The organism is Clostridium zeae (assembly GCF_017312485.1).
In the GTDB taxonomy this organism is placed as follows: Bacteria; Bacillota; Clostridia; order Clostridiales; family Clostridiaceae; genus Clostridium_AR; species Clostridium_AR zeae.
On sequence record NZ_BMBA01000001.1, the window covers coordinates 1,230,533 to 1,253,797 of the forward strand.

At 30.5% G+C, this 23,265-nt stretch carries 25 protein-coding genes; 9 read left to right on the forward strand and 16 right to left on the reverse strand.

Translation table 11 applies throughout. The features are described from left to right. Nucleotides 1–480: 480 nt before the first annotated feature. The 7 genes from J3477_RS05715 to hflX all read right to left on the reverse strand — a co-directional run bounded on the left by J3477_RS05715 (nucleotide 481) and on the right by hflX (nucleotide 7,237). Nucleotides 481–1,221 carry a YebC/PmpR family DNA-binding transcriptional regulator gene (locus J3477_RS05715; protein WP_206868658.1) on the reverse strand — a complete coding sequence of 247 codons (741 nt, stop codon included), beginning with the start codon at nucleotides 1,219–1,221 and terminating at the stop codon, nucleotides 481–483. Nucleotides 1,222–1,396: 175 nt separating this feature from the next. Further along, the gene (locus J3477_RS05720; RefSeq protein ID WP_206868660.1) at nucleotides 1,397–2,044 is read right to left on the reverse strand and encodes a YigZ family protein; all 648 of its coding nucleotides are present in this window, start codon (nucleotides 2,042–2,044) and stop codon (nucleotides 1,397–1,399) included. After that, nucleotides 2,025–3,461: a MocR-like pyridoxine biosynthesis transcription factor PdxR gene (gene pdxR, locus J3477_RS05725; RefSeq protein WP_206868661.1), complete on the reverse strand. Its 1,437-nt coding sequence runs from the start codon at nucleotides 3,459–3,461 to the stop codon at nucleotides 2,025–2,027. Before pdxR ends, J3477_RS05720 begins: the two co-directional genes overlap by 20 nt. Before the next feature lie 43 nt (nucleotides 3,462–3,504). After that, nucleotides 3,505–4,398 carry a nucleotidyltransferase domain-containing protein gene (locus J3477_RS05730; RefSeq protein ID WP_206868662.1) on the reverse strand — a complete coding sequence of 298 codons (894 nt, stop codon included), beginning with the start codon at nucleotides 4,396–4,398 and terminating at the stop codon, nucleotides 3,505–3,507. Nucleotides 4,399–4,510: 112 nt separating this feature from the next. Continuing rightward, nucleotides 4,511–4,732 (reverse strand): hypothetical protein, encoded by a 222-nt coding sequence (locus J3477_RS05735; RefSeq protein WP_206868663.1) that lies wholly within the window; start codon nucleotides 4,730–4,732, stop codon nucleotides 4,511–4,513. 52 nt (nucleotides 4,733–4,784) lie between these two features. Further along, the gene (locus J3477_RS05740) at nucleotides 4,785–5,369 is read right to left on the reverse strand and encodes a hypothetical protein (RefSeq protein ID WP_206868664.1); all 585 of its coding nucleotides are present in this window, start codon (nucleotides 5,367–5,369) and stop codon (nucleotides 4,785–4,787) included. A gap of 77 nt (nucleotides 5,370–5,446) precedes the next feature. Further along, nucleotides 5,447–7,237 (reverse strand): GTPase HflX, encoded by a 1,791-nt coding sequence (gene hflX, locus J3477_RS05745; RefSeq protein WP_206868665.1) that lies wholly within the window; start codon nucleotides 7,235–7,237, stop codon nucleotides 5,447–5,449. A 321-nt stretch (nucleotides 7,238–7,558) separates the two neighbouring features. Between hflX and hpt the strand changes: the two genes are divergently transcribed. Beyond that, nucleotides 7,559–8,086 (forward strand): hypoxanthine phosphoribosyltransferase, encoded by a 528-nt coding sequence (gene hpt / locus J3477_RS05750; protein ID WP_206868666.1) that lies wholly within the window; start codon nucleotides 7,559–7,561, stop codon nucleotides 8,084–8,086. Nucleotides 8,087–8,103: 17 nt separating this feature from the next. Here hpt and yunB read toward each other — a convergent pair whose 3' ends face one another. Then, nucleotides 8,104–8,763, reverse strand: a complete 660-nt coding sequence (gene yunB, locus J3477_RS05755; protein WP_206868667.1) for a sporulation protein YunB — start codon at nucleotides 8,761–8,763, stop codon at nucleotides 8,104–8,106. 92 nt (nucleotides 8,764–8,855) lie between these two features. On the opposite strand from yunB, the gene J3477_RS05760 reads away from it, so the two are divergent. Then, on the forward strand, nucleotides 8,856–11,363 hold the full coding sequence (locus tag J3477_RS05760; protein ID WP_228731214.1) for a transglycosylase domain-containing protein: 2,508 nt from the start codon (nucleotides 8,856–8,858) through the stop codon (nucleotides 11,361–11,363). Nucleotides 11,364–11,420: 57 nt separating this feature from the next. Here J3477_RS05760 and J3477_RS05765 read toward each other — a convergent pair whose 3' ends face one another. The 3 genes from J3477_RS05765 to J3477_RS05775 all read right to left on the reverse strand — a co-directional run bounded on the left by J3477_RS05765 (nucleotide 11,421) and on the right by J3477_RS05775 (nucleotide 13,490). Next, on the reverse strand, nucleotides 11,421–11,819 hold the full coding sequence (locus J3477_RS05765; protein ID WP_206868668.1) for a hypothetical protein: 399 nt from the start codon (nucleotides 11,817–11,819) through the stop codon (nucleotides 11,421–11,423). A gap of 45 nt (nucleotides 11,820–11,864) precedes the next feature. Continuing rightward, nucleotides 11,865–12,290 carry a DUF2721 domain-containing protein gene (locus tag J3477_RS05770; RefSeq protein ID WP_206868670.1) on the reverse strand — a complete coding sequence of 142 codons (426 nt, stop codon included), beginning with the start codon at nucleotides 12,288–12,290 and terminating at the stop codon, nucleotides 11,865–11,867. Between the two features lie 108 nt (nucleotides 12,291–12,398). After that, nucleotides 12,399–13,490: a GNAT family N-acetyltransferase gene (locus J3477_RS05775; RefSeq protein WP_206868672.1), complete on the reverse strand. Its 1,092-nt coding sequence runs from the start codon at nucleotides 13,488–13,490 to the stop codon at nucleotides 12,399–12,401. Nucleotides 13,491–13,839: 349 nt separating this feature from the next. Between J3477_RS05775 and J3477_RS05780 the strand changes: the two genes are divergently transcribed. Genes J3477_RS05780 through J3477_RS05800 form a run of 5 tightly spaced genes read left to right on the forward strand, consistent with a single transcriptional unit; the run spans nucleotide 13,840 to nucleotide 18,111 of the window. Beyond that, a complete protein-coding gene (locus J3477_RS05780) occupies nucleotides 13,840–14,379 on the forward strand; it encodes a helix-turn-helix domain-containing protein (RefSeq protein WP_206868674.1) in 540 nt (179 codons plus the stop codon). A gap of 16 nt (nucleotides 14,380–14,395) precedes the next feature. Beyond that, complete coding sequence (gene potA / locus J3477_RS05785; RefSeq protein WP_371876586.1) at nucleotides 14,396–15,445, forward strand: spermidine/putrescine ABC transporter ATP-binding protein; 1,050 nt, start codon at nucleotides 14,396–14,398, stop codon at nucleotides 15,443–15,445. After that, nucleotides 15,442–16,281, forward strand: coding sequence for an ABC transporter permease (locus J3477_RS05790; RefSeq protein ID WP_371876587.1), 840 nt, complete (start codon nucleotides 15,442–15,444; stop codon nucleotides 16,279–16,281). Before potA ends, J3477_RS05790 begins: the two co-directional genes overlap by 4 nt. Further along, on the forward strand, nucleotides 16,275–17,051 hold the full coding sequence (locus J3477_RS05795; protein WP_206868677.1) for an ABC transporter permease: 777 nt from the start codon (nucleotides 16,275–16,277) through the stop codon (nucleotides 17,049–17,051). The genes J3477_RS05790 and J3477_RS05795 overlap by 7 nt, the downstream gene beginning before the upstream one ends. A 10-nt stretch (nucleotides 17,052–17,061) precedes the next feature. After that, nucleotides 17,062–18,111, forward strand: coding sequence for an ABC transporter substrate-binding protein (locus J3477_RS05800; RefSeq protein ID WP_371876588.1), 1,050 nt, complete (start codon nucleotides 17,062–17,064; stop codon nucleotides 18,109–18,111). A 22-nt stretch (nucleotides 18,112–18,133) separates the two neighbouring features. Here the strand turns inward: J3477_RS05800 and ndk are convergent, their stop codons facing one another. Continuing rightward, the gene (gene ndk, locus J3477_RS05805; protein ID WP_206868678.1) at nucleotides 18,134–18,550 is read right to left on the reverse strand and encodes a nucleoside-diphosphate kinase; all 417 of its coding nucleotides are present in this window, start codon (nucleotides 18,548–18,550) and stop codon (nucleotides 18,134–18,136) included. A 252-nt stretch (nucleotides 18,551–18,802) separates the two neighbouring features. Between ndk and J3477_RS05810 the strand changes: the two genes are divergently transcribed. Further along, complete coding sequence (locus tag J3477_RS05810; protein WP_206868680.1) at nucleotides 18,803–19,072, forward strand: acylphosphatase; 270 nt, start codon at nucleotides 18,803–18,805, stop codon at nucleotides 19,070–19,072. 141 nt (nucleotides 19,073–19,213) lie between these two features. Here J3477_RS05810 and speE read toward each other — a convergent pair whose 3' ends face one another. The 4 genes from speE to J3477_RS05830 all read right to left on the reverse strand — a co-directional run bounded on the left by speE (nucleotide 19,214) and on the right by J3477_RS05830 (nucleotide 21,716). Next, entirely contained in the window at nucleotides 19,214–20,065 is an 852-nt protein-coding gene (speE, locus tag J3477_RS05815) for a polyamine aminopropyltransferase (protein ID WP_206868682.1), read from the reverse strand. Between the two features lie 17 nt (nucleotides 20,066–20,082). Next, on the reverse strand, nucleotides 20,083–20,499 hold the full coding sequence (gene speD, locus J3477_RS05820) for an adenosylmethionine decarboxylase (RefSeq protein ID WP_284691988.1): 417 nt from the start codon (nucleotides 20,497–20,499) through the stop codon (nucleotides 20,083–20,085). Between the two features lie 360 nt (nucleotides 20,500–20,859). Further along, nucleotides 20,860–21,033, reverse strand: a complete 174-nt coding sequence (locus tag J3477_RS05825; RefSeq protein WP_206868685.1) for a small, acid-soluble spore protein, alpha/beta type — start codon at nucleotides 21,031–21,033, stop codon at nucleotides 20,860–20,862. A gap of 116 nt (nucleotides 21,034–21,149) precedes the next feature. Beyond that, nucleotides 21,150–21,716 carry a hypothetical protein gene (locus J3477_RS05830; RefSeq protein ID WP_206868687.1) on the reverse strand — a complete coding sequence of 189 codons (567 nt, stop codon included), beginning with the start codon at nucleotides 21,714–21,716 and terminating at the stop codon, nucleotides 21,150–21,152. Between the two features lie 529 nt (nucleotides 21,717–22,245). Here J3477_RS05830 and dapF point away from each other — a divergent pair. After that, nucleotides 22,246–23,214, forward strand: coding sequence for a diaminopimelate epimerase (gene dapF / locus J3477_RS05835; protein ID WP_206868689.1), 969 nt, complete (start codon nucleotides 22,246–22,248; stop codon nucleotides 23,212–23,214). The last annotated feature ends 51 nt before the right edge of the window (nucleotides 23,215–23,265 follow it).

Here is a 23,265-nt window from a genome sequence, read left to right on the forward strand (position 1 = left end):
TCTTAACATTAAATCCAATTATAAATCAACACTTAATCGTTGTGCTAAAATCAAATTCCCTATCATTTTTACATTAATTAATTATTTTTGTTACAAAAGGCTTGATATTACTGTTACCTTGGTTTATAATTATACACAGGAACACTTATATTGTTGTGTTCTTTTCCCTAACCTTATCTGGACACCGCTACACGCAGTGTCCCCCCTTACTTTTTTATATAGCCTCTCTATCTAAGTCATATAATTTTATAAATTACACTACTGAATAAAAATCCTACTCTTTCCCATTAAATTAAAATACATAATAAAAAACACTCCTTCAGTTGTTTTCATACAACCTTTAAGAGTGTTTTTATTATATCCTCATGAAGCAGATCCTTTAAACTATGTGATTATTTTGACCTATATAGCAGCCAAAAATCACCTTTCAATTAATAAAAGAATCCTCTAAACCATTGAAAATACTAAATCAACAGCCTACTATCCTTCCCATCCTTCAGGGAACTCAGCATTGTGATAAACGTTCTGAACGTCATCGTCATCTTCTAATTGGTCAAGCATCTTTTGGAACTTAACTGACGTTTCTTGGTCTATTGCTGTGTATGTATCTGCAACTGCTTTAATATCAGCTTCTAAGAATTCTAACCCGTTTGATTCTAAAGTTTCTCTTACTGAACCAAACTCTTCAGGTGAAGTGGTTATAACAAACACCTCATCTTCAGCTGAAAAATCCTCAGCACCTGCATCTAAAGCCATCATCATTAATTCGTCTTCATCCACTGAATCTGATTTTTCTATTACGATTTCACCTTTCTTTTGGAACATAAAGCTTACGCATCCTAATGCACCCATATTTCCACCTTGTTTTGTGAAAGCGTGTCTTACATTACCAGCAGTTCTGTTTTTGTTGTCAGTTAACGTTTCTACTATAACTGCTACTCCTGATGGACCATATCCTTCATAAACGATTTCTTCATATGTAACTGTATCAGCTTCACCAGCAGCTTTCTTTATTGCTCTTTGTATATTATCATTAGGCATGTTTGCAGCTTTTGCTTTAGCTACAACATCTCTAAGCTTTGAATTTGTATCAAGATTTGCTCCACCATTTTTTATTGCCATTGCAAGTTCTTTACCTATCTTTGTAAAAACCTTACCTCTTCTAGAATCAACTTTACCTTTTTTTGCTTGTATATTATGCCATTTTGAATGTCCTGACATTATTGTTCCTCCTAACCATCATATGAATACAATAAATTCCTAAATATTATATCATAGCCATTTTTCATATTCAACTTATCAAACTCTCGACTAGCGCTAAATATACCCATTTAAGCCAATCTAAACATTTTGAGCTACATTAAGTTATTAATATTCAATGCAATTACTTATAAACTTATATTTCTTTAAAAAGTCTATTATCTTGCCTAAAATATAATCCTTCTTCATCCTCAAAAATGATTACTTTTCCGTTAGTTTGTTCCGTCATACTTTGTTTAATTATTTCACTTTCTTGCTTCTCAGCCAAAATATATAGATCTACTACATCTGTATAATCTATATTTTCGATATGCCATTGGTTTTGGCCGCATATATACTGGACCTTCCCTAACAAATCGTATTCTAATGTGATATTGATTCTTACGCCTATTACCTTATCCACTATTCCAGCAGCTTTTATAGCCACAGCCGCACCTTTTGTATATGCTCTTGTGAGTCCTCCTGCGCCTAAAAGAATTCCTCCGAAATATCGAGTTACTACTACAGTACAATCTGTAATTTCATTTTTCTTTATAACTTCAAGAATAGGGATTCCTGCTGTTCCTTGAGGTTCTCCATCATCACTATATCTTTGTATATTCATATTTTGTCCAACTATATAAGCATAACAATTATGAGTAGCATCCTTATGTTTATTCTTTATCTCAGCAACAAAGGCCTTTGCTTCTCCTTCTGATTCTGTTCTTTTAATGTATCCAATAAACTCTGATTTTTTTTCATCAAAGCTATCTTCTCCGTAACCTTTAATCGTTAGGTACGCCATAAACTTTAGCCTCCTCTGATAGTGCACTAGAAATTATATCTATACCTTTTTTTATCTTATCACAGTCAGTTTGAGAAAAACCTATTTTAAAATATCTTTCTCCTTCTTTTGAATGTTTATAAAACATAACACCAGGGGTTATCAGTATGCCTTTTTCTCTCAGTTTATAAAACAATTCTATAGAATTTATTTGTATGCTCTCACTAAGTTTAAGATAAAAATGTAAACCTCCACCTGGAGGATCAAATTCTACTCTTTCATTTAATTTATTTTGAATCTCTGTTTTCATAAAGTCATATCTTTCTTTATATTGCACATTCAAAAGTTTAATATGTTCAACCCAATACTCTCTTTCCATATACATTTCAAGAGCCCTTTGCATAAGGGAAGACGTGGATATATCCGTATTGACCTTTGAGTTCTGTACAGAATCCTTAAATATCCTAGGACATACTAAATAGCCAATCCTTATTCCTGGTAAAAATATCTTAGAAAAGCTCTTTATATATATTACACGATCATTTTTATCATAAGATTTCATAGAAGAATACTTAGTGCTTTCATCATATATAAGCTCAGATAAATAATCGTCTTCAATAATATAAAAATCATGTTCTTCTGCTAGTTTTAGGAGTTCTTCTTTTTTATAATCCGAATAGCTTACAGTAGAAGGGTTTTGAAAATAACTCATAAAATAAAAGCATTTGATCTTATTCTTTTTTAGTATTTTTTTCAGTGCCTCTAAGTCCACACCATCTTTCTCTATTGGCACTTCAAATATATTTGCTTTTCTTGACTTGAATACAGAAAGTGCTCCACTATAAGTAGGCTTTTCAACAATGATATTATCATTTACATTGATAAGTGCTTTTGAAACTATATCTATTCCTTGCTGTGCTCCAGAAACTATAAGTATATCATCAAAATCTAATTTATTATCCCAAAACTTTTCATTTATTCTCTCTCTTAACTTTTCATAACCTAAAACATCTTGATATATTAAAGCTTCTGCACCATCTCTATCAAGAACATCATTTAAAACCGCTTTCAAATCAGCCACAGGAAAAAAATCTGCAGAGGTTGTCTCTCCTGTAAAATCTATAACATCACTAAGTCTCCCACTACTAAGCTTTTTAAAGGTAATAGAGTAACTCTTCTTAAATCCTTTTATGCTATCTCTTCTCTTAGCATAAGTCCCACTACCAATTTTTTGATTAGCATAACCTTCTGCTTGTAGTTTTTTATAAGCATTAATTATAGTAACTTTATTTAATTTTAAAAAATCTGCTAATTCTCTTATTGATGGAAGCTTTTCACCATCTTCAATTTGATTTTTATCAATTAAACTTTTTATATGTGCATATAATTGAATATATTTATTAAGTTCATCATTAAATTTCAATCTATATTTATCCATAATATTCCCCTAAACTAATAGGCATCCCTATATATGAATACCTTTAGCAATATACATTTTCCTCACCTATTAAGTTTCCAGAAAGACTTTTTATACTTCTAAAATCTTTTCTTATTATTTTCCTAGATGATAATTCTTTTAAGATATCTTCCATATGTATATTAAATCCTTTAAAAAACACATCTAATTTTATCTCTTCAGCACTCATAAAGTCTTTATGTTCTCTAAAGTATTTTATTAAAGCACTGCAGCAGCTTCTAATATTTTTTTCTAAAAAATCTTCAACAAATTTTAAAGCGCCATGTATAGCCTCTTCCAAGTCATCAGATTCATTAACAAGTTTGTCTAAAATAAAGTGAAAGTTATCATCTAAATTTATAGCAACGCTTACAACATCTTTGCTTACTAAGTAACCATTAAAGTTTAGAAATAAGCTTGCAAAATTTTCAACAGTTCTCATGCAGGCTAAATAAGCTGATTTTATATTGTTATTAGCAATTAATTTCTTACAGTGACTTATATCTTTTAGTATATCTCCTAGATAAACTAAATTCCATTTTTCTCTTTCACTATCGTTTATATATCTAAAGCTATTAAAAACATTTGTTATGTACTCATTCTTCGAGAATATTAATTTAGAGGATATTAGTATTCTATGCATATATCCTCCAATAACATTATTTTCATAAAAATTCAAAAAATTTTCCTTATTTAATAGTTTCATATGTACTGAAATACCATTTTCTTCAGTATAAATATTTCTTATACTCTCTTGCTGTTCCTTCACTATCACGAAGATATCAATATCTGACCCTTCCCAAAGGTCACCGGTGACCATGCTTCCAAAAGCCATAACAGCTAGAATATCTTCATTTTTTCTTAATCTATCAATAACAGAGTTAAAAACCTTCTGGTATCTCAAAATTTCATTTGTCATATATATTAGCCCCCAATATATAATTTTTGAATATATCTTCTATAAATTATTTCAGTACTTATTATACTATGAAACATAAAACTTCACCATAATAAAGTAACACTGCAAATTGTTATATGTATAAGCTTTTTATTCCAACATTTTTTAATTTCTTGCATTTATCACATTGAAACACATGTCGGCAATCTCCATTTTCATATTCTACCTCATCTTCAGGTGCGTAAGAGTCTCTAAATTCCTGTACTCTTCCTTTGTCTTCCATCTCACCTCCACATACTGAACATGTGATTTTTATATCTGACAAACTGTTACATAAAGGACAAATTCTTTCCATAATAAATCCCTCCAAAAGTTTATATTATAATATAAACCTTAATTTTGGAGGGTTATTCATACGGATCTATATTTTTCGCAAAAAATCTTACTCTTGTTTTTACTAAACCCCATAGTTCATCGGCTTCATCTAGTATATCCACTGATAAATCTAGAGCTTTTTTAACATCTCTTTTTTTACCATAATTATTAGCTTGAATAAGGTTAGACATACCAGCAAAGTTTTGGGCTGTAGTACTAAGCTCCCAAATTAAATCGACCAGAGGTTTGAGTTTTCTATCAAAGTATATCTTTTCCAGTTCATTAACCTGAAGTGATTGTGTGGCTGTTTTTAGCTCATCAGTTTTAGCAATTACATCTCCAGCCAGCAAATAGTTACTAGCAGTTTTAGGGATAGTATCTGAACCATTTCCTGATGAGCTTTTTTGTTTGTCAGCAGCAGTTTGTAATTGATATAGGGCACTGCTTGGATTTGGTCCCTGACCAGTAGCTGGGTATGTTCCCACTCCTTGATTGATAAATCTATCACCAGTATCCTTCGACTCATCAATTTCTTCTGTTTCCTCGTCATCAGAACTATTATTTTCTTGAAACTCTTTATCCTTTTCTTTACCCTTTTCTTTACCCTTTTCATCCATATTGATATTCAACTCTCGATATTAGTCATATATATTTATATTAGAAAAAGAGTTATTTTATTCAATCGCGAAAAAAGTTAATGTTGCAGTTCGTAACTCTTACTTTTATTATAAATCTCTTCATCCACAGTAGCTTTTATATATGTACCATCTTCTTTATATTCCTCTTCAAGAACCTTACCGTTTCTATGAAGAAAAGCTACCATATGCTGGTCAGAGTAAGGAACCAGAACTTCTATATCTCTCATTTTACTTGGTAACTGTTTAGCGACTTCTCTTAAAAGACTATCTAAATTAATCTTATTTTTAGCTGATATTTCTATTATTTCATATTGAGAGTTATCTTTTCGTAATTCTTCTACTACATCATTGGTTGTTTTATCAATTTTGTTCAATACTAATATTATTGGTTTTTCCCTCACACCTAGTTCTGCAAGCACCTCTTCAACTGCATAAATTTGTTCCTGTGCATAGGAAGATGATGCATCAACTACATGGCACAATATATCTGAGAATATAACTTCTTCCAAAGTAGATTTGAAGGCTTCTACCAAATCATGAGGCAGCTTTCTTACAAATCCTACTGTATCAGTAAGGGTTGCTACTCTATTGTCTAAAAGTGTAATAGCTCTTGTAGTGGTATCCAAGGTTGCGAAAAGCATATCAGCTTCAAATACTTTTTCTTTATTCACTGTGTCCCTAGAAGACGCTAGATCGCAAAGAGAGTTTCTAAGTGTTGATTTTCCAGCATTAGTGTATCCTACTAAGGAAATTTGAGGTATATTTTGCTTGTTCCTCTTCTCTCTTTGAGTTTCTCTATTTTTCTTTATCTTTTTAAGTTCACTTGATAGATCATAAATTTCTTCCCTTATATGTCTTCTATCAGTCTCCAACTTCTTTTCTCCAGGACCTCTAGTACCAATACCTCCACCAGTTCTAGATAAAATAGTACCTAAGCCTCCAAGCCTTGTAAGTCTATATTTAAGTTGAGCTAATTCTACTTGAATCTTTGCTTCCCTTGTTTTAGCTCTTCTAGCAAATATCTCTAATATAAGAGTCGTTCTATCTATTACCTTAGTTCCTATGGCTTCTTCAAGATTTCTAACTTGTGATCCAGACAGTTCATCATCAAATATTATTAAATTTGCTCTATAAGTCTGTCTTAACATAGCGATTTCTGCCACTTTTCCACTACCTATAAAAAACGCAGCGTCTATTTTGTTTCTATTTTGAAAAACCCTAGTTATAACAGGAATGTCACATGCCTTAGTTAATTCTTCAAGCTCATCTAAACTATCCTCACTATCACACCCAACAATAATAGCTTTTTCTGAATAATCTTCAATAACATTATTAGACTTAATAATATTTTCTATGTGATTAATTCTATCTAATATATTAATGTTTAAAACAGTTTCCACTGATAGGTTTGTTTCTTCTTCAGTTATGAGCTTGTCGTTTTCAACAAAACAAAAACCCAAGGATAGATCAGTAACTGTTCCTTCAGATACTCCTACTGCTACTATACAATCAAGCTTTAGCTTAAGCAAAGCAGACAAATCTAACGCCGATAGATTTGAAACACCATTTGGATGCGTATGTATTATTCTTACACCGGATAACTTTTTTTCACTTATATCAATTAACGGCATTTCAACAGATGTACTATCTCCAATAGCCACACTTACAATTGAGCCTTTTCTATCAATTGCTATACTTACTTCTCTCTCTAATGTAGTAGTAATTTCTGCTATTTTATTTACTATTTCTTCTATGCAAACAGAGTACTTTGGTACCTTATAGTCATAAATACTCTCTAGTTCATTTAATATACTATTTTTTACGCCTTCAACGTTTCCATATATCATAATATAAGCACCTCCTTTAAGGTATATCCTTACTTGACAACTTTCATATTATTTTATATTATAAAAACAACTTTGTAAATGTTGCTATATTATTTTGAGCGTTTTATAAAGATTCTATTTACAAATAAAAATTAATTTATCTTAAAATTAATTTTTGTTAATATTTAAGTAGTTAAGTCTTTCCTTAACTAGTGCAATACGAATAAAATATATTTTTTTATTGTGGATGGAACTAAAGATGTATTTATATTTTAAAAACATCTAAAATACAACAATAAAGAAAAATATAATTATATAATTTAATTTTGATGGAGGATCATCATGGAGGATAAAAACCGTAATATACTTTTTAGTGAAGAACAAATTTCAGCTAGAATAAAGGAAATAGGTAAAGTTATAACAGAAGATTATAAAGGTAAGAACCTATATGTTTTATCTTTATTAAGAGGTAGCTTTATATTTGCTGCTGATTTAGTTAGAAATATAGATACAAATGCAAAAATAGGTTTTATGACTACTTCAAGCTATGGACATTCAGAAGAAACTACTGGTGTAGTAAAAGTGGTTAATGATATTCCTGATAATATAGAAGGCTATGATGTATTAATAGTCGATGATATCGTTGATTCAGGCATAACAATGGATTTCGTTGTAAATCATGTTAAAAAATTTGGTGCTTTATCTGTAAAGACTTGTGTATTATTAGATAAGCCTTCAAGAAGAAAGGTATCAATAGAACCTAATTACTGCTGTTTCCAAATTGAAGATGTTTTTGTAGTTGGTTATGGACTTAACTATGGAGATTACTATAGAAATGTTCCTTATGTATTTAACTGGGAAGAAAAATAAAACACACTTTGTGTGTTTTATTTTTTTATTCCATCCATATTTAAATCTATAGATGTTCTTGGAATTTTTCCTACTATTACTGTTTCAGCTATAGGTATCTGATTTTTCACTTCTACTTCATCATGTTCTAATGGAATTATTACTTTCATCTTAGTATAAACTTCAATATAAATTTTGTGTCTAGTTTGATTTATTCCCGCAGTTTCAAAATCCGAAGAGTATTTTGTTTCTATCCTTCCCAAAGGTTCCATTTTTACCGTGATTTTTGGTCCCCAATAAGACATTATGTTACTCTTAGTTATATATCCCAGCGGTAGTTTTATGCCAACTGATCCTATGGAATTAAGTTCTTTTTGAGACTTTAAAGCAACCTCTGCCGCAATGGCACTCATCTTTACAGTATCAGCCTTTAGCATTACTATATTACCTTCGTTATCCTTGTCAACTCTTATTATGTCATCATAATTAAATTTTTGTGAATAGACCTCTAATATATTTTGGTTTATTATTTCTGTTGCCTTAGATCTCATCTCAGCATTTGCCACTACCATAACTGTTGGAGTAATAATTTTATCAAAATAGTATATAAAACAGGAAAAAGTGGATATGATTACAAATGAACATGAAATAATTATTAATTTTAATTTTTTATATTTGCTTGTCCTAATTTTTTTCACCTACTTATCATAGTGTATTCATCTTATTAATATGCTATAATGTTGTAGAATATTTTTATTTCCTGCTTGAAATTAAATTTTAGGAGGATGAGATGGCAGAGAAGAAGAAAAAGAATATAAATAACAAACGTAAAAAGAAGAAGAAGTCTAGGAAAGTACTTAGAATATTTCTATTTTCATTTTTATTTTTAATATTATCGGCATTTGTAGTTGGTGGTGGGTACGTTTATGCAATCGTAAAAAACGCACCTGAATTAAACGTAAATAACGTTCTTTCACTTAGTCAACAATCCCGTATATATGATAATAAAGAACAGTTAATGGATAATGTTCAAACTGATGTTCAACGTATAGTCGTATCTTCCGATGATATTCCTCAATCACTTAAGGATGCTTTTGTCTCCATTGAAGATGAAAGATTTTATGAACACAAAGGAATTGATCCCCAAAGAATACTTGGAGCTATTTATATTGATGTAAAGAATATAATTACAGGAAAAAGAGGAGTTCATGGTGCATCCACTTTAACGCAACAATTACTTAAAAACACTATTTTAACTAATGATGTTACACCTCAAAGAAAAATAACTGAAATGTATTTAGCATTAAAATTAGAGGGACTTTTAACTAAACCACAAATATTAGAAGCCTATCTAAACACAATCCCCTTAGGTGGACAGGTATATGGAGTTGAAGCTGCTTCACTTAAATATTTTGGTCAAAGTGTAAAAGACAAAAAATTAACTTTGGTACAGTGTGCATACCTTGCAGGTATGAATCAGGCACCTTCATACTATGATGCCTTTTCACCACAAAACCAAAAGAGTCCTACATCTTATCGTAATAGAACAAAGACTGTTCTATCTAAGATGTTAGAGAGACAAACAATAACCCAAGCTCAGTACGATCAGGCAATTAAAGATGTTGACGCAGGAAACTTTGGATTCCAGCAAAAAACAAGCGTTACTGAGAAAATGAATTTTGAATGGTTTTCAAGACCTGTTATACAACAAGTAAAGAATGATTTGATGCAAAAATATAAATATTCTGAGGCTGAAGCTTCAAAGATGCTTACAAACGGTGGTTTAAAAATATATACTACAATGGACCGAGATCTTCAACAAGCTACTCAGCAAATACTTGATGACAGCAATAACTTTAATTTATCAAACAATAAAAATGAATATTATGAATCTGGAAGTTACAAATGGCCTAAACTTCAAGCTTCTGCTACTATAATGGATTACAAAACAGGTCAAGTCAAAGCTATGGTAGGCGGTAGAGGTAATCAACCTCCTATGAGCATAAACAGAGCCTATAGTACTTCTGGACTTCGTTCAGTAGGTTCTGCAACTAAACCACTTACTGTATACGGACCTGCAATAGACATGAAATTAATGACACCTGCAAGTCCAGAGGAAGATACTCCTTTGCCTGAAGAAATAAGCAAAAAATATCCTAAAGACGACAAGGGTCAGCTTTGGAATCCTAAGAATGAAGATGGTACTTATAAAGGAACTATATCTTTAAGAGATGCACTTAAATATTCAAGAAACCCTGTAGCAGTAAAAATAGAAGATGCTATAGGAACTAATGTTGGTCTTTCTTATGGTGAAAAGTTTGGTCTTAAATACAACAAAGCATCAAAATCAAGTATAGCAACTCTAGCTCTAGGTCAGTTTAACAATGATCCAAAGGATAGAGACGGTGGAAACAGCTATATAATGGCTGCAGCCTACGGAACCTTCGGTAATTCAGGTGTATACACTGAACCTATTTTATATACTACAGTTAAAGATGCTACAGGTAAGGTAATACTTGATAAGACGCCTGAAACAAAAAAAATATTGTCACCTCAATCTGCATATGTAATGTATGATTTGTTAAAAGGTCCTGTTAGCTGGTCTTCTGCTCCAGCAAAGTTTGGAGATATACCAGTCGCTGGTAAAACAGGTACTACTACTGATAATAAAGATTTATGGTTCTCTGGGTTAACACCTTACTTATCTGGAGCTGTGTGGGTAGGTTATGACCAACCAACTACACTTAAAGGCTTTAGTGGTTCTGCAGTTTCGCCAATTTGGGGTAAAATCATGGCTGTAGCTCATAATGGATTACAATATAAAGAAATCGAAATGCCTTCTGGAATAGTAAAAGCTTCAGTATGTATTGACTCTGGAAAATCCCCTACTGATTTATGCAGCAAAGATTCTAGAGGTAACAGAGTTGTGCAGGATATATTCATAGATGGAACTCAACCTACAGCACTATGTGATGTTCACGTAACAGCTAAGATAAATAAAGCTAACGGTAAACTTGCCACAGATAATACACCTGCTAACTTGATCGAGGAAAGAGTATTTGTCAAAAATTCAACTCAAGCAGGAATAGGATTACCAACGGAGCAGGATGATACAAAACCTACTCCTCCACCTACAGATAACAGCGCTAATAACAATAACGGAGCAAATAACGGAAACACTGGAAATAATGGATCCAACAATACAAACGCAAATCCTAATAATAATCCTACTAATAATAATTCCACTACCAATAATCCGAATAATAATCTTTGGACTCCAGCTAGTGGGCAACACTAATAACACTAATGGAAGTTCAAATCACTAGAAAAAGGTAGCTCATACGAGCTACCTTTTTTACATCATTCTTTGAAAAGCAATTTCCTTATCTAAGCATTTGTTATCTATATCAATATTTATCCTATATATTTTAGGACATCCTACTTCTCTCCACTTTTTCATATATTTCGCATTAGCTTCCACTTCATAATAATAGAATTCATCATATTCATCAGAAAATTCTAAAAAACTATTTATGCTATTCTTATGTATTTTTAATAAACTCTTATCTAAATTATTTACTATTATGGCAAGGTATTTCAAAGGAATAACATAAGGGTACATACTCTTCCCCTTTAGCTTCTTGCTATCCAATAAACACCTTCTCACTATGGAATTTTCTTTAAATTCATCTTTTATATGTGCTCTCAGAATTAAGTTTCTAGTCCTATTTTTTTCAATTTTAATTCCAATCATTATATTCATCCTTCTCATTTGTAAAAGTGACATTTCATTCAAGCTTTATTCAGTTTTATTTTTCTCATTTAGTTTATTACTGATTTCAGTCAAATCTTCTAATTGATATACTATAGCATTTACTGATATTTGTAGTTCTAACAATGAAAGTAATAAGGATATTAGAAGCGCTACCAAGCTTATGCCAAAAGTTATCTGTCCTATAACTTGTTTATTTAAAAATAATGCTAACATCGATAAAACACATAAAAAGAAACTAAATACTCCCATAGTTTGCATGTATTTAATAAGTCTCACTCTTTTATTTAAATTCTTTATTTGCGCCAAAACTCGCTTTTCTGGCATCTTTCTATACTGTAGGTCTAATTGTCTAAGCAGTTGAGCTAATGTAGCAAACCTGCTAGTATATGCAGATATAAGAAGAGAAATCGCTGTAAAAAGTAATGCAGGTGTTGTAAGTTCAAGCTTCAAAATATCCCTCCTAAAAACAAATTGGCTACAGAATGTTAAATCTATTATTTAAGATTACTAACATACTATAGTCATAAAATATACCTTTAAGTGTTTCTCTAATACCTTCTATTTATTTTCCATATGATTTATTATCTCTACTACTTTTTCTTCACCTAACAGCTTTTTTATTGCATTGATGCAAATATCTAAACTACTCATTATACTTGAACCTATCATTACTCTTCCGTTATCAACCATTGATTTGTTAACAATCTTAACCTTCGGACAGATCTCTTGAATTTTATTTCTTAACTTAGAGTGCACAGCTATAGGCATGTCTTTTATCAAATTCGACTTTGCAAGTAACATTATACCAGAATCTATTACTAAAACCATCTCACATTCATAATAACATCTCTTTAAAAAATCACTTAGTTTTTGATTATTCAAAATATCTTCGGTATATTTTCCACTTGGTATAATAAGTATGTTTGGGCAGTCACTTTGAGAAAAAGCTGAGTTTGCAGAAAGCTTAAACCCGCTAGAAGTTTCTACCATTCCATCTTCAATGCCAATTGTATTAACATCAAATATATTTTTGTCATGAATTTTATTAGCTAAAGAAAATATCTCAATCGGCCCACTTATACTTAATAAATCTGCACCTTCCAAAACTATGATTGATACATTTTTATTTTCACAGCTCTCTTCTACAAGAAATTTTTCTTTTGTCAATTTAAAAGTTATATCATTTCCGTGCCTTGCAACTGCTTCAAAGCCCAACTTTAAAAAGGATTCCTGAGACTTCTTGTTTGAAACCGAATCCATAATAACAAGTCCACCAAACTCATAGAAAAAGTATTCTAAAATAAGTTTTGTAGCCTCGGCTCCATATCCTTGCCCCCTATGACTAGACTCTACCTTTAAATTAAATCTAGCAATTTTTGTTGCTGAATCATAACCATGAAAGCTTACCTCACCCACAGGTGTATCTTCCTTATTAAAAATCAAACAATAAAAGTTTTTTCCATCTGTAGGCATGACCATTTTTTTATAGAAATTTCCCCATTTATCTTCTTGGAATGTAAACACGCCACCTACATCCTTCATGGTTTCATAATCACACCATAACTTTTTTACATAATTTAATTCTTCAAACCTTGGTTGTTTTATATAAACTAATTTTCCATCTCTTCTATATAAATCACTAATCTTCATAAAAAATCACCCAATTTCCATATTTAAAACTTATACTTCTAATATTTTCATAAATTAATTATATCTCAATAGCACTACTTTTTATATAAGAATCTTTACATAGCCATCATTATTTTGACTAAAAAATTCTTATATAACACATTATTTAGACCTACTCAAAAAAATACCGAGTTCAAAGTTTTTACCTTCATTCTAAAAAATAAACAAATTTTACTTTTTTTCTTAAAAGTATTGATTTAGTTAGTAAAAATTAATATAATAACCTTGTTTGTTTAGTAATTATAAACAATTTGTTTAGTAATACGTATGTGTAATTTTTTACCTATTATAAAAATGGAGGATATGCAGCATGCAAATTGGAGAAAAGATTCGAAGATTAAGAATTGAAAAACAACTTACACAAGAAGAACTTGCAAATAGATGTGAGCTTTCAAAAGGTTTTATATCTCAGTTGGAAAACGACCTAACATCCCCTTCAATTGCGACGCTAATGGATATTCTAGATATTCTCGGAACGAATCTAACTGAATTTTTCAGTGATGATTCAAACGAAAAAATCACTTTCACATATGATGACATGTTTGAAACTGAAAGCGAAGAACTAAAATATAAGCTTATGTGGCTAGTTCCAAATGCACAGAAAAATGCAATGGAACCAATAATGATTACTCTCGACCCTGGTGGAAGATATGTAGAAGAAGAACCACATGAAGGAGAAGAATTTGGCTTCGTTTTATGTGGAATTATTAATCTTCACTTAGGTGACAGAAAAGTAAGATTAAAAAAAGGTGAGAGTTTTTACTTCAAACCTAAGGCTAATCATTTCATCTCAAATTGTGGTAAAACAGAAGCTAAGGTTATTTGGGTAAGTACTCCTCCTTCATTCTAATATAAGAGAGGTGTTTATTTTGAATGATAACATTATTGAAATTAAAAATGTATCAAAAAGCTTCAATAATATAAAGATAATTGATGATTTAAATCTATGTATTAAAAAAAATGAATTTTTAACTCTTCTTGGACCAAGCGGTTGTGGCAAGACCACTACTTTGAAAATGTTAGCTGGCTTCGAAAACGTTGATATTGGAACAATATCTTTTGAAGGAAATAATATTAACAATATTGCACCTTATAATAGACAAATTAATACTGTCTTTCAAAATTACGCTCTTTTCCCTCATCTAAATGTTTATGACAATATTGCTTTTGGCCTTAAGATAAAAAAGCTCTCTAAACCTACTATTAAAGAAAAGGTTACATCAATTTTAAAATTAGTTGCTTTGGAAGGCTTCGAAAAAAGAGATATAGATTCTCTCAGTGGTGGCCAGCAACAGAGAGTAGCAATTGCTAGAGCTTTAGTAAATGAACCTAAGGTGCTACTGCTAGACGAACCACTTGGAGCTCTAGATCTTAAACTGAGAAAAGAAATGCAGTTGGAATTAAAAAATATACAACAAAAGCTAGGTATCACCTTTGTTTTTGTAACCCATGACCAAGAAGAGGCACTTACTATGTCTGATACTATTGTTGTCATGGATAAGGGAATAGTACAACAAATGGGGACACCTGAAGATATATATAACGAACCAATAAATTCATTTGTGGCTAAGTTTATTGGAGAGAGCAATATAATTGATGGAGTTATGTTAAAAGATTATAGAGTTATGTTTTGTGATATTGAATTTGAATGCGTTGACAAAGGTTTTTCGAATAATGAGAATGTAGATGTTGTTATAAGACCAGAAGATATAAAGATAGTTGATCCTGAAAAAGGAATGCTTAAGGGAAAAATCACTTCAGTTATTTTTAAAGGAGTTCATTACGAACTGGAAGTTCTAGAACATGATAGAAAATGGCTGATACACAATACAAAAAGTGCTCCAATTGGCTCAATGATAGGTTTAAATATTTATCCTGAAGATATACATATAATGAGAAAAAGGATAACTACATAGTGAAAAAGCGTTCCTATGCAGCTTACCCATATTTTATTTGGAGTGTACTTTTTATTGTAATCCCCCTTTTTATGGTCTTATTCTTTAGTTTCACAAAAAAAGTTAACGGTTCCTTTATATTTTCAATGGACAACTATCACAAACTTATTAGCCCAATATATTTAAAAGTTTTTTGGAGATCAATTTATCTTGCATTAATTTCTACTATATTATGTCTTATAATAGGATATCCTGCTGCATACTTTATTTCAAAAATAAACTTAAAAAGAAGAAATTTATTCATATTATTATTTATTTTGCCAATGTGGATGAATTTTCTTTTAAGAACATATGCATGGATGTCCATACTGGGAAAAACCGGTTTTATAAACACCCTATTAATTAAGCTAGGTCTTCCATCTATAACTTTATTATACACTGACTCAGCTGTACTTTTAGGCATGGTATATAATTTTCTTCCTTATATGGTGCTTCCAATATATACTGTAATCATAAAAATAGACGAAAGCCTTATAAACGCCGCACATGATTTAGGCGCAAATAAAGCTCAAGTTTTTGGCAAAGTAATATTTCCACTTACTTTACCAGGGGTTATCTCAGGAATATCTATGGTATTTATGCCTGCTGTAACAACCTTTGTGATTTCAAGACTTCTAGGTGGAGGTCAATATATGCTTCTAGGAAATCTTATAGAGCAGCAATTTACTAATATAGGCGATTGGAATTTTGGTTCTTCTATCTCTATATTTATGATGCTTATAATATTACTATCAATGGCCATTATGACTAAATTTGACGGAAATGAAAATAAAGAAGGTGGTGGACAAGTATGGTAAAAAAATTAGGATCTAAATTTTATTTATCCTTAGTTTTTTTATTCTTATACGCTCCAATAATTGTATTGATTATATTTTCATTCAACAATTCAAAATCAATGGCCGTATGGGAAGGTTTCACTTTTAAATGGTATAAAGAGCTTATAAGTGATGATAGAATTTTAACAGCTCTTTACTATACTTTAAGTGTAGCGATTATATCTGCGACTGTATCAACTGTTGTGGGAACTCTAAGTTCTATTGGTATATTTAAGATGAGAGGATTAAGAAAAAAAATAATTCTTAATATAAACTATCTTCCAGTTTTAAATCCAGATATAGTTACAGGAATTGCTTTAATGAGTCTATTTGCTTTCTTTAGTTTTAATTTTGGGTTTACTACTATGCTTCTAGCCCATATAACCTTTAATTTACCATATGTAATACTATCAGTGCTACCTAAGCTTAAGCAGTTACCAAATAACATTGAAGAAGCAGCTATGGATCTTGGAGCTACTCCAAGCTACACACTTAGAAAGGTTATATTACCACAAATTAAACCTGGAATAATATCTGGCTTTTTGATAGCATTTACAATGTCAATAGATGATTTTGTAATAAGTTTCTTCACTACCGGCTCAGGTGTTACTAATCTTTCTATAGAGGTATACTCTATGGCCAAGAGAGGAATAAAGCCTGAAATAAATGCTTTGTCTACATTGATGTTCATTGTAGTTTTAACTTTATTATTAATAGTTAATAATAAAGAATCTTTAATAAGAGGTGAATAAATTGATTAAAATGAAAAAAATAATTCCACTGATTGCTACAATTATAATTTGCACTTCATTATTCGCTGGCTGTAACAGTAAATCTACTGAGTCAGGCAAAAAGGTATTGAATGTATATAATGTTGGTGACTACATAGATGAGGATTTATTAAAGCAATTTGAAGATAAAACCGGAATTAAAGTTAATTATGAAACCTATGATACAAACGAAATTATGTACCAGAAGTTGAAAGGTGGAAATTCTAGTTATGATATAGTTGTGCCTTCTGATTATATGGTAGAAAAAATGATTAAGGAAGATATGCTAGAGAAAATAGACTTTAGTAAAGTTGAAAATTACAAGAATATAGATGAAAAATTTAAAAATCTTTCATATGATCCAAAAAATGAATACTCTGTTCCTTATATGTGGGGAACTTATGGCATTATATACAATAAAAAATTAGTTAAAGATCCAGTAGATAGCTGGAATATACTTTGGAATACAAAGTATAAAGGACAAATTTTCATGATTGAATCTATAAGAGATTCTATAGGAGTGTCCCTTAGAAGATTAGGTTATTCACTTAACACAACTAAAGATGATGAAATAACAAAAGCTAAAGAGGAATTAATAAAGCAAAAGCCATTAGTTCTTGCATATGTAAATGATGAAGTAAAGGATAGAATGGTTGCTGAAGAGGCTGCGCTTGCAGTTGTTTATTCAGGTGATGCTGTGACAATGAAACAAAAAAACGCAAACCTTGAATATGTTGTCCCAAAGGAAGGAAGTAATAAATGGTTTGATACTTTATGCATACCAAAGAATGCTAAACATAAAACTGAAGCAGAACAATTTATAAATTTCCTACTAGATCCTGAAGTATCTAAACAAAATACAGAGTACATTGGTTACTCTACTCCAAATAAAGCAGCCTTGGAATTGTTGGATGATAAAATAAAGAATGATCCTACCGCTTATCCTTCTGACGACGTGCTAAAGAAGTGTGAAGTTTTTGTTGACCTTGGAGAAAATCTAAAAAAATATGATGATGCTTGGTTACAAGTTAAATCAAACTAAAAAAAGCCTTTATAGGCTTTTTTTATTGTTCAAATTCAGGAAACCATAACTTGATTTCTTTTTGAGCACTTTCTCTACAGTCAGAGGCATGCACTGAGTTTTCAGTTTTGTTTACACCAAACTTTTTTCTTATAGTTCCATACTCAGCCATTTCAGGATTTGTGTTACCGTTTATCTTTCTTACTTTATCTATAGCCCCTTGTCCTTCCAGTACCATAGCAACTACTGGGCTTCTTGTAATATATTTCAATAATTCATCAAAAAATACTTTACCATCGTGCTCTGCATAATGTACTCTAGCCAATTCTTCACTGACTCTAACCATTTTAAGTCCAATTACCCTTAGCCCATTACTCTCGTATAGATCAATTATTTTCCCTGTTACATGTCTTTCCACTGCATCAGGTTTTATAAGAACCAAACTTTTTTCTATATCCATCACCTTCACCTCCTGTAAATGTTTTCTAATTTTATTATACTTATCAAAGATCATATTGTAAATATTTTTAAAATTACTCCACCATTGTAATTTTTGCTCATTTTCATGAAAAATAAACATAAATATAATTATAATTTTTACGATAATATAAATAACATTATCTCATATAAAGCTTTAGATTATATTTACAATTGTTAAGGTTCATAAAAATCTGTTATAATTCTATTAAATAAGTCTTGAGGAGGAATGAGTATGATAAGATATCATATCATTGTCCAAGGAAGGGTTCAAGGAGTAGGGTTTAGATACTTCGTTCAATATACAGCCTCTTTACTTAGCATAACTGGTACTGCCACAAATCTTAGCAATGGCGATGTAGAGATTTTTGCTCAAGGTGATAACGAACACGTAGATGCTTTTTTAGCCAGGGTTAAGAGGGGAAATGGATTTTCAAGAGTTATTGAATGTAAGGTAGAAGAAATTCCTTCACTTGAAAAAGAAAAATCTTTCAGGATTGTTTAGATTACAAAATTTAGAGTCTTTGCCTACCTTTAGTAGAACAAAGACTCTGCTTTTTTTACTATATAAAATTACTGTTTCTTTACAGGCTTTATTACTCCATATGTTAACATATAAAGTACTATTATACTTTATTAACTCAAACTATTCTTCAGAATTAAGCTGTTCTATAACATAGTTTGGAAGCGCAAAAGCACCCACATGTATATTCTTATTATAGTACTTAGTTTTTAACCCAAGTTTCTCAAGATTTCCTTCTTTGAAATCTTTTATAGGGTGAAGAGCCTTTGATGCAAAGCCAAATAACCAATGTCCAGATGCATATGTCGGCATATGGTATTGATACGCCTCACATATTGGGAATATCTTCTTAAGTTTTGAGTGTGCTCTTTTCATTTCTCTTGAATTATTAGGATAATAAGGACTCTCCCCTTGATTAACCAATATTCCTTTCTCAGTAAGAGCCTTAAAGCAGTTGTTATAGAAATCTACCGTAAATAATCCTTCTCCTGGTCCAATAGGATCAGTAGAATCAACTATTATAAGATCATACTCAGCTATCTTTCCTTCAACAAACTTTATACCATCTTCGAAGTACAGATTAACCCTTGGATCATCAAGTTTACATGCAGTGAAAGGTAAGAATTCTTTAGAAGCTTTAACCACTACTTCATCTATTTCTACCATATCTATCTTTTCTATAGTTTCATATCTAGTTAATTCTCTTACAGTTCCACCATCACCAGCACCTATTACTAAAACTCTTTTTATATCAGGGTTTGTAGAAAGTGCCACGTGAGTAATCATTTCATGATAAATGAACTCATCTTTTTCAGTAACCATAGTCCAACCATCTATTACCAAAACTCTTCCAAATTCATAAGTATCAATTACTTCTATCTCTTGGAAAGGGCTCTTCTCTGCATAGAGATGACTCTTTACCTTCATTGAAAACTTTACGTTAGGTGTCTGATTTTCTGTATACCACAATTCCATTTTTATTCCTCCAAACACTATTCATTCATTGGTTTATGTGTAACATCTAAATTGTCATATTGACCATCAGAATAGTTCTTTATCTTTTCAATTATTCCTCTTGATACCTCAGTTGATTCACTTCTTTCAGCCTTAAGCATATCCTCTAAATAATTAAATGCTTTCCAAGGATTAACACTATCCCCACAAGTATATAAGTCAACAGAAGCATACCCATATTCAGGCCATGTGTGGATTGTTAAATGTGACTCTTGTATAATTACAGCTCCACTAACTCCCCATGGATTAAAGGTATGAAAACAACTTGTAACTATAGTTGCACCTGATCTTCTTGCCGCTTCATTCATATACTCTTCAATTAAGCTATGATTACTTATTATATCCTTGTCACAATTGTAATACTCTACCAATATATGTCTTCCAAGTTGCTCAATTTTCATTATAACCCCTCCTAATATTAAAAAAACTGATATTGAAATATTAAAATTTAATATAAATATTTACCTATTTATCCTCTAACCTCAACTAAACTCTTGGTTTAATAAAGTTTACTTTTACTAAACCAAGAGTTTATTAATATTAAGTACAAATAAAATATATCATATTTTAAAAATTTGTCAATAGATTTTATGATTAACACATATTCTAGCCATATCTTTTATTAACTTAAATCAATATCTTTAAACTTACTTTTGAGATATTTTCAAAATTGTTTTTAAAATTAAGGAATTACTGACAAAATGCTCTAATATAGCTGTTAGAATTAAATGAAAAAAATAGACTGTTAAAACAGTCTATTCATTAGTATCAGTCTGCACTGACCTATGCTTATTTTTTCCTAACTTTTTTGATTCCTTTGAGTATCCAATCTCATTTGCAGTTTCCATCTTCATATGCTCTAATTCTTTCTTTGTTTTAGGATTTGATTTTTTATTATCTTTGCTGTTCTTATTATTTTTATGAGACATAAGTATATCACTCCTTAAAAGCTACTTTAGTAATACTAATCTACATGATACTAGTATTAGTATTTTTTTGTAGCCTATACCTGCAACATATTAACAAAGAAAGAACTTCTGCCCTTTTATAAATCTTCCCATAATTCCTGTATTGATGGATAGTCAGTAAATATATTATCCATCAAATTATCAATATCATCATCATTCCATACATTATACTTTTCTAATGAATCTAATTTAATTACGTTATCATTTTTTTTACTTCTAACAAGCATCTTTTCAGAACATTTTTCAATATAATCATCTATATGTTCTCTTACGGTATTTTCAAATTCTAATGTTAAATATCTTTCGTTATTTTCATCTCTAAAATCTATCACAATTCTATGCTGCTCTCTCAAAAGCTTTAGGAAATCCTGATGATTTTCATCTCCATAATTGAACCATATATCATATATATTCTCAAAATCTTCACCAAATTTTAATATTATGGCATATACATTCGCTTTTTTATCACCAATAGATGTACTCTTTACTCCCATGGGTGTATCTACGCAAATACTCAATAGATCCTCTTTCATCTCCTTTATTATAATAATTGGATATAACTTATCTTCAAGTCCAACTACTAATGGAGTAATGCTGCCACAAGGTCTATCTGCTATTATATCATTTACTGTTAAGTCACCCATAAGTACACTTCCTTCTTTATAATACTTTACTAAAAAGTAAAATTCACTCAAATATCAAATATAAATATTTGTTGTAAGTATATTATACCAATTTTACTAATAATATGAGATATTTTACCTAAAAGAGCATAAAATAACTTACAGCGATCGCAAAATTAAAAACTTCTTTAATCTAATTAGTTTTTAAAAACTTCATTTATGATGCAATTTATCTATAGTATTATACGATAAAATAAAATAGTTATACAATAGTAATTTACCATTTATTTTCAACAAATAGTGGTTATCTTCCTTTTTTAATGCCTCTTATGAAATCCAAACAAACTGTGCATCTGCTAATAATATTTAGTAAATAAGATATGGTTGCTACAATATAATCACTTTGCTATAATAAAGTAATTAAAAAAGATGAATTACTTCAATCTAAGATGTGTTTTTTAAGTTTTAATGAGCTCTTTCATTGAAACTTTAAATACAGTATTTTTTAGTGAAGTTATGGATATCTATATATTGCATTGGGGGAATATAAATGAAAATAGACTTTATAAAATGCCATGGTTCAGGAAATGACTTCATATTAATAGATGAATTAAATGAATCTCTTAATTTGACAGAAGAAAATAGAAGAAGCTTAGCTATTGAACTATGTGATAGAACTGGAAAAATAGGGGCTGATGGAATATTATTTGTTCAAAACAGTTCTTTCTGTGATGGGAAAATGAGAATATTTAATGCTGATGGAACAGAACCTGAGATGTGTGGAAATGGTTTAAGATGTGTAGGAAGATATTTAATTGATGTTCTAGCAAAAGAGTTTATTACTGTTGAAACAATGAAAGCTAAATATGATGTAAAGGCTGTTCCAGAAATCTTTGACGGAGTTAGAACCGTTGAAATAGAGATAGATACAGTTAATTTTAATGTGAACTCTCTTCCTTTTAACCATTCAAAAGATACCTTAATAAACGATAGCATTCCTGCTTTATCTGACCACTTACTTTTCACTGCAGTAAGTATAACAAACCCACATGTAGTTACATTTATTAATCAGTTAAGCAGAGATGAAATAGTTAGAATAGGTAAAGAAGGTAATACAAATAAATCTGTTTTTCCACAAGGTGTAAATGTTAATTTCGTAAGAGTTCTTGAGGAGAACAGCATATATGTCACTACTTATGAGCGTGGTGTAGGTATAACAAAATCCTGCGGTACAGGTATGACAGCTTCTAGTGCTGCTTATTGCTTAAATAATCCTAATTTATATGGCACAGAACTTAACATATATAATGATGGTGGTATGATAAAGATATATGTTAATAAAGATGATAAAAACAATTACAAGATTAGATTCATAGGAAATGGTTCCTATGTATATTCTTCTTCAGCAAACTTGGATGATTCCTTAAAGTTAACTTCACTTTCAAATATTAAAGATTTTGAAGAAGAAGTTGCTAGCTATGATCAATTTCTCAATTACACTAAAAATGTTATAGCATAAACTATAGAGTTATTTAGGAAGATATCTAAGTTACAGTAATTTGAAATTAAG

Bases quoted from the DNA above. Each gene is read 5' to 3' on its own strand.
- J3477_RS05715 (WP_206868658.1), bottom strand. From the start codon at position 1,221: ATGTCAGGACATTCAAAATGGCATAATATACAAGCAAAAAAAGGTAAA.
- J3477_RS05720 (WP_206868660.1), bottom strand. From the start codon at position 2,044: ATGGCGTACCTAACGATTAAAGGTTACGGAGAAGATAGCTTTGATGAA.
- pdxR (WP_206868661.1), bottom strand. From the start codon at position 3,461: ATGGATAAATATAGATTGAAATTTAATGATGAACTTAATAAATATATT.
- J3477_RS05730 (WP_206868662.1), bottom strand. From the start codon at position 4,398: ATGACAAATGAAATTTTGAGATACCAGAAGGTTTTTAACTCTGTTATT.
- J3477_RS05735 (WP_206868663.1), bottom strand. From the start codon at position 4,732: ATGGAAAGAATTTGTCCTTTATGTAACAGTTTGTCAGATATAAAAATC.
- J3477_RS05740 (WP_206868664.1), bottom strand. From the start codon at position 5,369: ATGGATGAAAAGGGTAAAGAAAAGGGTAAAGAAAAGGATAAAGAGTTT.
- hflX (WP_206868665.1), bottom strand. From the start codon at position 7,237: ATGATATATGGAAACGTTGAAGGCGTAAAAAATAGTATATTAAATGAA.
- hpt (WP_206868666.1), top strand. From the start codon at position 7,559: ATGGAGGATAAAAACCGTAATATACTTTTTAGTGAAGAACAAATTTCA.
- J3477_RS05760 (WP_228731214.1), top strand. From the start codon at position 8,856: ATGGCAGAGAAGAAGAAAAAGAATATAAATAACAAACGTAAAAAGAAG.
- J3477_RS05765 (WP_206868668.1), bottom strand. From the start codon at position 11,819: ATGATTGGAATTAAAATTGAAAAAAATAGGACTAGAAACTTAATTCTG.
- J3477_RS05775 (WP_206868672.1), bottom strand. From the start codon at position 13,490: ATGAAGATTAGTGATTTATATAGAAGAGATGGAAAATTAGTTTATATA.
- J3477_RS05780 (WP_206868674.1), top strand. From the start codon at position 13,840: ATGCAAATTGGAGAAAAGATTCGAAGATTAAGAATTGAAAAACAACTT.
- J3477_RS05795 (WP_206868677.1), top strand. From the start codon at position 16,275: ATGGTAAAAAAATTAGGATCTAAATTTTATTTATCCTTAGTTTTTTTA.
- J3477_RS05800 (WP_371876588.1), top strand. From the start codon at position 17,062: ATGAAAAAAATAATTCCACTGATTGCTACAATTATAATTTGCACTTCA.
- ndk (WP_206868678.1), bottom strand. From the start codon at position 18,550: ATGGATATAGAAAAAAGTTTGGTTCTTATAAAACCTGATGCAGTGGAA.
- J3477_RS05810 (WP_206868680.1), top strand. From the start codon at position 18,803: ATGATAAGATATCATATCATTGTCCAAGGAAGGGTTCAAGGAGTAGGG.
- speE (WP_206868682.1), bottom strand. From the start codon at position 20,065: ATGGAATTGTGGTATACAGAAAATCAGACACCTAACGTAAAGTTTTCA.
- J3477_RS05825 (WP_206868685.1), bottom strand. From the start codon at position 21,033: ATGTCTCATAAAAATAATAAGAACAGCAAAGATAATAAAAAATCAAAT.
- J3477_RS05830 (WP_206868687.1), bottom strand. From the start codon at position 21,716: ATGGGTGACTTAACAGTAAATGATATAATAGCAGATAGACCTTGTGGC.
- dapF (WP_206868689.1), top strand. From the start codon at position 22,246: ATGAAAATAGACTTTATAAAATGCCATGGTTCAGGAAATGACTTCATA.